This is a genomic window from Cupriavidus sp. SK-3 (genome assembly GCF_000611145.1).
In the GTDB taxonomy this organism is placed as follows: domain Bacteria; phylum Pseudomonadota; class Gammaproteobacteria; order Burkholderiales; family Burkholderiaceae; genus Cupriavidus.
This window is the reverse complement of record NZ_JFJV02000069.1, coordinates 1-10,257: the sequence shown is the minus strand read 5'-3', so window position 1 is coordinate 10,257 and position 10,257 is coordinate 1. Positions and strand designations below refer to the sequence as shown.

General features: G+C 60.2%; 12 protein-coding genes and 1 pseudogene. 2 read left to right on the top strand and 11 right to left on the bottom strand.

Annotation, left to right across the window (positions count from 1 at the left end):
* The 10 genes from CF70_RS37485 to CF70_RS07580 form a co-directional block, all read right to left on the bottom strand.
* Positions 1-199, bottom strand: a 199-nt coding sequence (locus CF70_RS37485; protein WP_152561724.1) for a hypothetical protein, incomplete at its 3' end; no start/stop codon positions are given.
* A gap of 37 nt (positions 200-236) precedes the next feature.
* Positions 237-1,442, bottom strand: coding sequence for an MFS transporter (locus tag CF70_RS07620; RefSeq protein ID WP_035862663.1), 1,206 nt, complete (start codon positions 1,440-1,442; stop codon positions 237-239).
* A gap of 5 nt (positions 1,443-1,447) precedes the next feature.
* Positions 1,448-2,671, bottom strand: coding sequence for a cytochrome P450 (locus CF70_RS07615; protein ID WP_035862661.1), 1,224 nt, complete (start codon positions 2,669-2,671; stop codon positions 1,448-1,450).
* A 92-nt stretch (positions 2,672-2,763) separates the two neighbouring features.
* Positions 2,764-3,231, bottom strand: coding sequence for a PaaI family thioesterase (locus CF70_RS07610; RefSeq protein ID WP_200876710.1), 468 nt, complete (start codon positions 3,229-3,231; stop codon positions 2,764-2,766).
* Positions 3,228-3,647: a PaaI family thioesterase gene (locus CF70_RS07605; RefSeq protein ID WP_035862656.1), complete on the bottom strand. Its 420-nt coding sequence runs from the start codon at positions 3,645-3,647 to the stop codon at positions 3,228-3,230. Before CF70_RS07605 ends, CF70_RS07610 begins: the two co-directional genes overlap by 4 nt.
* Before the next feature lie 13 nt (positions 3,648-3,660).
* Complete coding sequence (locus CF70_RS07600) at positions 3,661-5,274, bottom strand: fatty acyl-AMP ligase (RefSeq protein WP_160172237.1); 1,614 nt, start codon at positions 5,272-5,274, stop codon at positions 3,661-3,663.
* On the bottom strand, positions 5,246-6,496 hold the full coding sequence (locus tag CF70_RS07595) for a cytochrome P450 (protein WP_051648128.1): 1,251 nt from the start codon (positions 6,494-6,496) through the stop codon (positions 5,246-5,248). Before CF70_RS07595 ends, CF70_RS07600 begins: the two co-directional genes overlap by 29 nt.
* Positions 6,493-7,353, bottom strand: coding sequence for an SAM-dependent methyltransferase (locus CF70_RS07590; RefSeq protein ID WP_035862654.1), 861 nt, complete (start codon positions 7,351-7,353; stop codon positions 6,493-6,495). Before CF70_RS07590 ends, CF70_RS07595 begins: the two co-directional genes overlap by 4 nt.
* Positions 7,350-7,601, bottom strand: a complete 252-nt coding sequence (locus CF70_RS07585; RefSeq protein WP_035862652.1) for an acyl carrier protein — start codon at positions 7,599-7,601, stop codon at positions 7,350-7,352. Before CF70_RS07585 ends, CF70_RS07590 begins: the two co-directional genes overlap by 4 nt.
* A gap of 59 nt (positions 7,602-7,660) precedes the next feature.
* Positions 7,661-8,578, bottom strand: a complete 918-nt coding sequence (locus CF70_RS07580) for an acyl-CoA desaturase (RefSeq protein WP_035862665.1) — start codon at positions 8,576-8,578, stop codon at positions 7,661-7,663.
* A gap of 470 nt (positions 8,579-9,048) precedes the next feature.
* Between CF70_RS07580 and CF70_RS07575 the strand changes: the two genes are divergently transcribed.
* Entirely contained in the window at positions 9,049-9,372 is a 324-nt protein-coding gene (locus CF70_RS07575; protein ID WP_160172236.1) for a transposase DNA-binding-containing protein, read from the top strand.
* 35 nt (positions 9,373-9,407) lie between these two features.
* Here CF70_RS07575 and CF70_RS07570 read toward each other — a convergent pair.
* Positions 9,408-10,135: pseudogene (locus tag CF70_RS07570) on the bottom strand (Tn3 family transposase); the annotation flags it as partial.
* Between CF70_RS07570 and CF70_RS36905 the strand changes: the two are divergent.
* Complete coding sequence (locus CF70_RS36905; protein WP_200876711.1) at positions 10,104-10,247, top strand: hypothetical protein; 144 nt, start codon at positions 10,104-10,106, stop codon at positions 10,245-10,247. The pseudogene CF70_RS07570 and the gene CF70_RS36905 overlap by 32 nt on opposite strands.
* Positions 10,248-10,257: the final 10 nt, after the last annotated feature.

Sequence of the window (10,257 nt, the reverse complement as noted above, 5' to 3'; positions counted from 1 at the left end):
TTCTAGGCTTATGTGTCATTTCTGGCTTTACGATGCCTTCGCGATCGTAGCCGAAACTCAGCGCCAAGCCGTCCGGATTGATCTCGGCCGGCTTGTCTAGCACCGTGAACACATCGTAGTGACGGTATTCGAGCTGGCCCGAAATGCCGCGCCGCGCCACTCCATACCAGTGTGCAGTTGGACTTCGCAACCGGCTCATTCTACCGGAGCCTACTGCGACAATGCCGCGAAAAGCCTTACAGCTCCTGGCTGCGGGAGGCCGGCGCACGCACGCTGTGGAGCAAGAGCCCGAGCACAGTGGCACCACCGCCGATCACCAGCGTAGCCCGGAGCGCGCCCATGCCGCCGACCTGGAGAATGAGGCTTGCAAATAACGGCGCCACCTGCACCGAGAACGTGAAGATGGCGTTGAAGATCGCGACCGGGCGGCTGCGTTGCTCCGGGACGAATGATTCCGAAACCCAAATCGTGCAAAGCGGATAGACCACGCTGTATCCCAGCCCGAACAGGCAACCGCCCACGATGGTCCGCGTGGAGCCGCCGCTGTCGGACATGGCCGAGGCAATCCCGGCTATCATCAAGGCAATGCCGATGCATATCACGGCCGGCTTGCTGAGTTCGTCGAGGAATGCCATCAGGCCGCGCATGGCAAGGTAGCCCGTCGCGAACGCCGTGAAGAAATACGTCACGGGCACGCCACGGCGCATGAGTGCCACGGCAATGAATGCGTTGACCGCGCCAAACAGCATCCCGGCGGCAAAGCCCGCCACATTCGGTCCCCATGGCAATCCGCGCCGGACAGTATCCAGGTAGCCATGGCCGGCAGACGACACGACGGGAGCGGACCCTTCGCGCCGGAACTGGGTGAGACCGAGCCAGAGCATTGCAATGCCACAGGGAATGGACGCAACCAAGAAGAAGCGACCTCGTCCCCAGTGCTCGAACACGTACTGCGCGAACAGCGGCCCGAAAAGCGTTGGAAGCTGAAGCATCGCACTGTAAATGCCGACGTAGCGCACTAGACGCCTGGGCGTCAGCAGCATTCGCACATAAAGAAACGCGGTGGGCATGAACGCGCCGACGCCGGCGGTCAGCATCATCATGGCCATCACTGTTCCGGGCAGGGACGCCGCGTTCACAGCGAACTGGAATAGCACGAAGCCGATAAAGATCATCGCAACGCCCACGCGAATCACGGCGCCGGGGCCATACCTCTGCACGCAGGCACCAGCAAGCAGCGTGCACAGCACCACAGGAATGGCACCGCTGGAAAGCAGCATGCCGACCTGTGCTTCCGAAAACCGCGCATCGAGCAGAACCGGCGCGAAGAACGCATTGCTCGACCCGGAGAGGAAGATGCAGAAGGTTGCCAGCGTGAACAGCCAATACGTGCAACGCGCACGCTCCGAAATGAAATCGCTGCCAGATTCGACCTTTTTCATTGCCGTTACCGCACACTGACGCGCATCGACCGGATGCCGCGGAAGTTAAAGTTGTTGGTCCACTCCAGTGTGGTATCAATCGGAGCGATGCGGGGAAAGCGCTCCACCAGCTGACGCAAAGCCGTACCGACCTCCAGGGTGGCCAGGTGCGACCCCAGGCAATAGTGCCGCCCGTATCCAAACGTCAATGGCGCGGCTTCGTCCTGCCGCTCGATCCTGAAGGCATCCGGGTCCGGAAAGACCCGCTCGTCCCGGTTTGCCGAGCCGGTCAGCGCAATCACGATCTGGCCGGGCTCCAGGCGCTGGTCGAGAAACTCGAAGGGTTCCGCGACCATACGGCTACTGAGTTGCGCCGAGGTATCGTAGCGGATGACCTCACGGACAACTTGGGCGACGAGACCGGGCTCACCGACGAACTTCGCGAGCTGGTCCTCGTGGCGAAACAGGGCATGCATGCCATTGCCGATCAGATTGCTGGTCGTCTCATGGCCAGCGAACAACAGCCCGCCGCACTGTGCGGGCAACATGTCATAGAGGAAGGTCGTGCGCTCGTCGTCATCCCGTACATGCGCCCGGATCGCGGCGACCATCTGGCTGATGACGTCGTCGTGCGGTTCGGCCACGCGCTCGGCGATGACGCGCCTGAAGTAATCCTGCAGCGAAATTACCGCGGCCTGTGCTTGCCTGGCGACGTCGACCGGCGCGCCGGGATTGCCGAAAAACCGGGCAATATCGTCCGCCCAGCCGACGAACGCGTCGTTGTCGTCGGCCTTGACTCCCATAACATTGGCCATGACGAGGATGGGCAGCCGGTATGCGAATTCACCAATGAAGTCGAACTCGCCCGCGTCCTCGGCCCGGTCGAGCAGGCGCGTGACGGTTGATGCCACCTCGTGTTGAATCAGTTTCACACGGCTGGGCGAGAAGCCCGCCATCATGACTTTGCGCCAGATGCCATGATCCGGTGGATCGAGAAACACGACCCACATCTTGAAGATCCTTGCAAACTCGCGGAGCTCGGCCTTGACTTCGTCGGCATACTGATCGAAGAAGCGATGCGATCGCCTGGCCGTCAGCCGTGGTTCGTGAAAGACCTTGGCGGCGCCTTCGTACCGCGGCACCAGCCAAGCGCCGGGTGCGCCGAATGCCGGGGTAAAGTGCATCGCGCCGGCGGCACGCAGCTTCCTGTAAGTGGGGTACGGGTCGCGACAAAAGTCTGGGCCAAACATGGTGTTGTCTCCCTGCATTCTTGTTGTGCTGGTAGAAGCATCAGCTTTCGGCAGCGCGCTCCGGCGCCTCGCCGTACCCCATTTGCAGCGGGCTAATCCGGCTGGTTGCCGACGACTAGGAACACAGCTCTGGTGCTGGCGATCGGGCGTCCGCTGGTGCTGATCAGCGCATTGGCGAACGCCAGGCGGGAACCTGCCTTGACAACGTTGACGTGGGCCTCGACCCAGTCGCCGAGTTTTGCCGTACCGACATAGTCGATGCTGAGGTTAGCCGTCGTCATGCGCAGGGGCGGCTGCTGCGATGTCGCGGTGACGTAGCCGAGGGAAACGTCCGCCAAGGTCGCGACGAGTCCACCGTGAATCGTGCCCGACGCGTTGGTGTGCTTGGCCTGCACCCGCAGCGCGACCGTAAACCCCTCGCCCAGCCGCTTGTAGAAATAGGGCCCGGTCGCATCCAGGAACGGACTCGTACGGAATAGTGGCTGATAGCCCTCCGGCAGGTCCACAGAAGCGTTTTCCGATTCCATATTCTCCCCAGTATGTACGAAAGTGTGGCTCATTTCGTCTCGACCTTCATGATGGTCGCTACCGCAAACGCCACGAGTTTGCGCTCGTTTGCCCTTTCGGAGTAGATCTCGGCCTTCGACACGACACTGCGCGACGACGCCTTGATCACGCTACCCACGCCGATGATCTTCTCACCCGTTGCCGGGGCTAGCAGGTTCAGCTTGTACTCCGACGTCACCACGTCACCGGCAACCGATCCGGCGGCCCAGGCGCATGCGCTGTCGGCAACGAAACCGATGACTGCGCCGTGGACGAACCCATGGTGTTGGTGCACTTTCTCCGGTACGACAGGGATGCAGAGCTCCACGTTTCCCGGCGATATTGACAGTACCTCGGCGCCCAGCGACGCCGCGAACGGCGTCCTGGCGATGATTGACTGAAGATAGGCCTTCATTTCTTCGTTGTTCATGTCGTTCTGTTCCTCAGGCTGTGGCAATGATCTTCGGATTCGCGTCGGCAATGTCCGGCAGCCCGATTGCAAGCTGGGCACGCTTGACCTTGCCGCTGGTTGTCTTCGGGATGAAGCCGGGCTTGGCAAACACGACGCGCTTGATCAGCACGTCGTGCTGTCGCACTACATTCCGTCTCACCGATGCGGCGATGGTGTCGTAGTCGAGGGCATGTCTGGCGGTCCTCTCCACCTCCTGGACGGCAACGATTTCCTGGTTCTCCTGCGCCCCGATCGCAATCACGGCACAGGCGCCTGGCAGGAAAGCCTCATGAGTTGCCGTCACGGTACGTTCGATATCGTAGGGATAGACATTGCGGCCACGAATGATTAAGACCTCCTTGGCGCGGCCTGTGACATACAGGTAGCCATCCTTCAGATAGCCCGTATCGCCTGTGCGGAGATAGCTTTTGCCATCGGCCTCGAAGAAGAGGTCGCCGCCCTGGCTCCCCCAGTATCCGGAGGTCACGTTCGGGCCTGCAATGCAGATTTCTTGTTCTTGCGCGGCGCTGCTGGCGGGGCGCAGCAACAGCGACATGTCGGGATGCGGAACACCCCCATGCACCGGTGCGTCGTCGGCGTCGACCAGCGCTCGCATGGAGGCCGCCGCGTGGGCGCCCGAGACATACAACGATGCCTCCGCGAGCCCATAACAGAGAAAGAAACTTTCGAAGCGAAAGCCATACGGCTCGAACTTATCGGCAAACCGGCGCAGCGTACTGGCGCTGATCGGCTCGGCACCGTTGAATGCCAGCTGCCAACTCGAAAGGTCCAGCCCATGGCAACGGTCATCGGAAACCCGGCTTACGCAGAGGTCGTAGCAGAAATTGGGGCCGCCACTGGTGTGCGCGGCATACCTCGAAATGGCTTGCAGCCAGAGATGCGGGGCACGCAGGAACGTCATCGGCGCCATTAGCACACACCGGCATCCGGCAAACAGCGGCTGGATCATGTTGCCAATAAGGCCCTGATCGTGGTGCAGCGGCGCCCATCCGACCACAGTCGTCGCTGCTGAATGACGAAATGCCGCCTGGATCATGACTTCGTTGGCGATGATGTTGCCGTGGGTGACGATCACGCCCTTCGGTGCCGCCGTCGAGCCAGAGGTGTATTGCAGCAGCGCGACCTGGTTTGCGGACGGCATCCGATAGGGGGCGGCGATGCCGGCAATCAGGGCGTCATAGGTCATGACATTCACCCAAGCCATGCCCGCTTCGTCGAGAGCCTGTCGCAAGCCGGCAAGCAGCGATGGCAGCGTGACGATGCAGCTCGCCTCGCACCCGCTGACGATCCTCAGCACGGCCTCGAACCGATGTACATTGGGCACCGGGATCGGTACCGCCACGCTGCCGGCCAGCAGGCATCCGTAGAACGTCAGGCAAAACTCGACCGACGTGGGCAAGGCAATCACGATCCTCGCCTGCGCGCCATGGCGGGCGACGGCGTGCGCGACCTCGGCGGCGCCGGCCAACAGCCGGGCATACGTCAGGCGTTGCGCCTCCTCGCCATGGTCATCGAGGATGATGTATGCCGTGTCTTCGGGCCTGGCCTCCGCTCGTTCAATCAACAATCTGGCGATCGTCTGCAAGCGCATCCCCCCTCTGATCTGTTGCCAGCGTGAGCGAGTCCAGCCCCCTGACAATCACTGAATGAGATTGCCACACCGGCGCCGCGACGCACGACAAGCGCAGCGACCGCCGAGCCACCAGCTCGTCCAGCAATGCTTCCACCTGGATCTGGGCAAGGTGAGCGCCCAAGCAGGCATGCGCGCCGTAGCCGAAACCCAGATGCTGGTCAGCATTTGCACGGCCGATGTTGAACGTATCCGCATGCGGAAATATCGCGTCGTCGTGATTGCCGGCCGCGAGACACAACAGCAGTTGATCGCCTGCCTTGATGTCGACGCCGCCGACGAAAGCATCTTCCGTGGCGACGCGCTTGGTCATCTGCAAGGGTGTTTCGAAGCGCAGTATCTCGTCGGCGGCTTGCCCCACCGTCACCTGTCCGGAGAGAAGTCTTTCGAGCTCTGCCGGGTGGGTGGCCAGCAGCCACGCGGCATTCCCGAGCAGCGCTTGCGTGGTCTCGGCGCCGGCTACAAACGCCATGACGCACATATAGGCCACTTCCTCGGCGGTGAAACTGTCGTCACGTGTTCGGCGCGTAGCCATCTGGCTGATAAGGTCGGAACCGCTTCCGGCACGCCTCGCCTCGATATAGTGCGAGAAGAAGGTGAGGAATCCCTTCAGGGACGCATAGATCTGCGCGAACTGATCGCGCGTCACGGTGCCCGGCTCGAGGAAGTATCGAATCTCGTGGTTCCATCGCGCTACCGCCTCCAGGTGGACATGATCGATCTCCATCCAGGAGAGCAGCAGCTTCAGGGGCAATGGCCTAGCCACGCGCGAGATAAAGTCATCGCCTAGCCCGCGCAAGTAGCTGTCCAAATGCTCCCGCATCAGTCGCCGTGCAAGCGGACGCAGGCCCTCCAGCAGATCGCGGCTGAAAACGACATTGGCCAAGCGCCTGAGCCGCGCATGTTCCGGATTGTCGGTAAAGACAATGGCCTTTTTGCCCAGCTTGCTGACCTCCGGACAAACCATGCCGAATTCGGCAAGGCGCCCCTCCACGATGGCAGGGATGAGCGCCGAACTGAAGCGGCGATCGCGCAGGACCGCCTTGACGTCATCATGACGGGCGAACACCCACATCCCCAGCGCGCGAAAGGCACCGGCCTCACGCATAGCCCGATACGTCGGGTAGGGATTCTGCCTGAAGCTCTGCGCGAACGGGTTGAAGATGATGCGCGTCATGAATTGCGAGCCGTCATGCGCAGGAGGCACAGCTTTCCCTGATGAAAGCCGATGGAGCTCATGGCCAGATATTTCTCGAACCTGGCAACAGTATCCTTGCCGGCCACCGCTTCCGCCTCGTCGCGTCGCTGTCGAAGCCGCTGCAGCCACAGCCCGCAGGTGCGGGCGTAGTCGAGCCTATCGTTCCTGACGGAAGTGACCTCCAGCAAGCCCTCGCAAGCCTGCACTACCTCCGACAGATACGGGAGATCCGAATTCGGAAAGATCTCGGTCTCCATGAACTTGCTGGCATCGGTCCGACGCATGCTGAGATAGGCGATCGTCTGCATGGACAGGCGTCCTCCCTTATTCAGATGCGCTTTGCAGAACGCAAAGAAGGCGCGGTATTTCTCTAGGCGCTGCGCGTCGCTATCGTCGGGCGATGCAAAATGCTCGAATGCGCCGATGGAAACGATACCGTCATACCGGCTGTCCGGCCGATGGTCGAGCCAATTCTCCAGCCTACAGGAAATCTGCGGCGTGGCGGCGGCGACTAGCGTCACATGTTCGTGCTGCGCAGCGCTGAGCGTCAGCCCGACTGCATGAGCCAGGTTAGCATTGCGCTCGACGCCACGCTGCAAGATTGCACCCCAACCGCAGCCGACATCAAGAATCGTGTTCGCTGACTCCACCCCCACTTGGTCGAGGTGATAATCGACCTTCCGCCGCTGCGCCGCGGCCAAGCCCTCGTCTGGCCGCTCTGGATCCCACATGGCGCAGGAATACACCATCCGCTCGTCGAGCCAGAGCGAATAGAAGTCATTGCTGACGTCGTAGTGAAACTGGATGGCCTCAAGCGCACGCGCCCTGTCGTTCATGCCGGCTCACCTTCGAGATGATTCGCTAGCGCGTCGATGGTAGGGTATTCGAACAGCACGGACGGGTCGACCGGGCGGCCTAGCCACTCTTCCAATTCGACGACTAGGCCTACCGCGGCCGTGGAATCGAGGCCGTACGCGTCGAACTCATGCGAGGTGTCGACCTTCGCGGGCGGGATACCCAGGTTGTTGACAATGAACTGGGTGCACCATGCTGAAATTTCTTCCCTGGAGCGAGATACCGGCATTTATCTTCCTTGTTCTTGATTGTTGTTCACGATACGGAGGATTACCGCAATTACTGCAGTTACCGCATGAGACGCCGCCCATCGACCTGCTTTGCATCCGGCAGGCGCAGATCCCATGCGACCCCGGCTATTTCGAACAGCTTGATCAGCCAGAAACCAGGATCGAGGTTGTACCACTTCAATCCGAAACTCGGCGAGTTTGCGAATCTGTGGTGGTTGTTATGCCAGGATTCACCTAAGGTAATGAGTCCCAGTGCGCCGACATTCCGGCTAGACTCCTTGGTTTCATAGTCCCTGGCACCAAAAACATGCAAAAATGAGTTGATCGACCAGATAATATGTTCGAGGACAAAGATTCGAAGCACGCCGCCCCAGTAAAGGCCGGAAAGGACGCCCCGGGCATCGCCGTGGTAGAGATAGCCGGCAAATGCCGGGAACACGATCCCCGCCAGCACAATCCTGTAGTAATTCCTATTGATGGCCGCGACATGGCCATTGCGGAGCAGGTCGGGCGCATAGCGCACCACATTCGGATAGGGATGCCGACTCATCCACAAAAAATGGGAATGGAGCAGTCCTTTCAGCCGATTTACTAACCCGGTGCCATTTTGATTCGGAGAATGCAGATCACCCTCGGAGTCACTTTTCTCATGATGGAGTCGATGAATAGCTACCCATGACGTCACGCCGCCCTGTGCCGCCATCGACCCCAAGATGGCCAGTATGACCTGTACCGGCCAAGCCGCCTGAAATGACTTGTGCGTGAATAGCCGGTGGTATCCGACAGTAATGCCCAGGCCCGTGGCCAGCCACATCAGAGCGAACAATAAAACCTCGAAATAACTGCGGTACAGGTATGACCAATACAGGGGAGTGGCCAATACCAGAAGCAAGGGGAGTACGTCGAACAGCAGGAAATGCCGACGCTGCAGGCGCTGTATCAAAGGCGTTTCGACAACGAATCCAAGCTTTTCCACGTTAGCTCCGATCATTTTTATTCGTAAACGAAGCCACACTACCAGAACTGTTTTGTGCCTTCCATATGCACGGCGAGGGGGTATCGGAGGCCCACACATGGAATACTTCGCCATAGTGTCTGCATACTCCCCGCAAAGCCATATGAGATATATGAATGCAATGATTTCACAACCAGATTTAAGTTATTTTTACTTGCCCCGAACTAGGGTAAGCACCTATCCCCACGCATCTATAAGGACTTCCCGAGAAGTAGACTACGGCGAGAATTCAGCCCATTTTTAATGAACTATGTTCATTGTTATTATGAGGGTAATTGATGGAGGCGATTATCCACATCTATGGCCGCCGCCCGTGGCGACCAGGAAGCTCAGGAAAAGGGAAGGTTTACCGGGTTTACCGTTCAATGACATGAAGCGGCACTTGCAGACTCCCGCAGTCTCGCGCTTACTCTCGCATTTTTGGTGACGCGTTGACGATTGAATCGGCACACCGGGCAGCGACTGAATTTGCCCGACTAGACCTCGGTGATGCGCGCCTCAACCAGCGCGCGAGGATATCGATATTGATAGAGCGATTTGCGGCCGATCCCACAGCCAGCGTGCCGGTGCTGGGGGCCGAGACCGTCGGAGCCTATCGCTTCTGTGGTAACGACAGCAGTGACTGGCGCGATATCATGGGGCTGCATTGGCAGCAGACCCAGCAGAGAATGCGGGCTCACCCTGTCGCGCTGTGCCTTCAGGGCACGACGGAACTTGATGTCATCGGCCAGGGGGCGATCGGTCTGGGGCACTGAGCTACGAAGCGCAGCGCGGCAACTGTTGCAAGTACCTACCCGGCCTGCTGGCGCAGTGGCGGTCGAGCTAGCGAATTAGCGCTACTGGGCAGCAGTCGATGGACGTAGCGCACAATCGGGAAATCAAAGGTGCCGCGCAAGTTGATGCCATCCAAGCGAGTCGGTGCGATCTGGCGCAGATCTTCCGGCCGCATGGCCTCCCATCGATCGCATCGAGCGCCCGCTGCATGTGCTGCGTATTCCAGGCCATCACCGCATTTGACAACAAGGTCAGGGCCGACGAAACCGCCGCCAGCGACGCATCATGGCGGGTCAGTTCGAGCGGAATCTTGCCATAGTGAATGGCCCGCTGCACCGTGTGGACCGCCTCGCCACGGTTCAAGACATGCTGCATCTCGTGGCGGAAGGCCAGATTGGTGAAATAGTCGATCAGGAAGATGGTGCGAAACAGCCGACGGAGATGAACGCCGGCCTCATAGACAGGCTGGCCCTTCGCCGCCGTGCCGAAGCGCGTCAGCGCCTGGACCGCCGTGCATTGCCCGCTCTGCACCGATGCCGCAATGCGGCCCAGTTCATCCCAGGCGTGTTCGATCAATACCAACCGGACATCGGCGTCCACCACTGCGGCGAGTTCGGCCGGTATGTCATGATCCCTGGGCACATGCAGGCGGCGGGCGCGCAGGTGAGCTAGCTGCGGGCAAAGATCAAAGCCCACCAGACGGGACAGGCTCATGGCGAAATCGGTAAAGCCATGGGTATCCATCACGGCCAACCCTCAGGCCGGCGCGGCCATCGAGGGCGTGATCCGCCAGAGTGGATCGGAAGACGTAGCGCAGCTTGCGGGATTCGCCGGATCGAGCCGCTGGAGCGGCTGACGCCACGCAA

What these genes read in the sequence shown, in the direction of transcription:
- CF70_RS07620 (WP_035862663.1), bottom strand. Translation starts at nt 1,442, where the DNA reads ATGAAAAAGGTCGAATCTGGCAGCGATTTCATTTCGGAGCGTGCGCGT.
- CF70_RS07615 (WP_035862661.1), bottom strand. Translation starts at nt 2,671, where the DNA reads ATGTTTGGCCCAGACTTTTGTCGCGACCCGTACCCCACTTACAGGAAG.
- CF70_RS07610 (WP_200876710.1), bottom strand. Translation starts at nt 3,231, where the DNA reads ATGAGCCACACTTTCGTACATACTGGGGAGAATATGGAATCGGAAAAC.
- CF70_RS07605 (WP_035862656.1), bottom strand. Translation starts at nt 3,647, where the DNA reads ATGAACAACGAAGAAATGAAGGCCTATCTTCAGTCAATCATCGCCAGG.
- CF70_RS07595 (WP_051648128.1), bottom strand. Translation starts at nt 6,496, where the DNA reads ATGACGCGCATCATCTTCAACCCGTTCGCGCAGAGCTTCAGGCAGAAT.
- CF70_RS07590 (WP_035862654.1), bottom strand. Translation starts at nt 7,353, where the DNA reads ATGAACGACAGGGCGCGTGCGCTTGAGGCCATCCAGTTTCACTACGAC.
- CF70_RS07585 (WP_035862652.1), bottom strand. Translation starts at nt 7,601, where the DNA reads ATGCCGGTATCTCGCTCCAGGGAAGAAATTTCAGCATGGTGCACCCAG.
- CF70_RS36905 (WP_200876711.1), top strand. Translation starts at nt 10,104, where the DNA reads ATGGCGAAATCGGTAAAGCCATGGGTATCCATCACGGCCAACCCTCAG.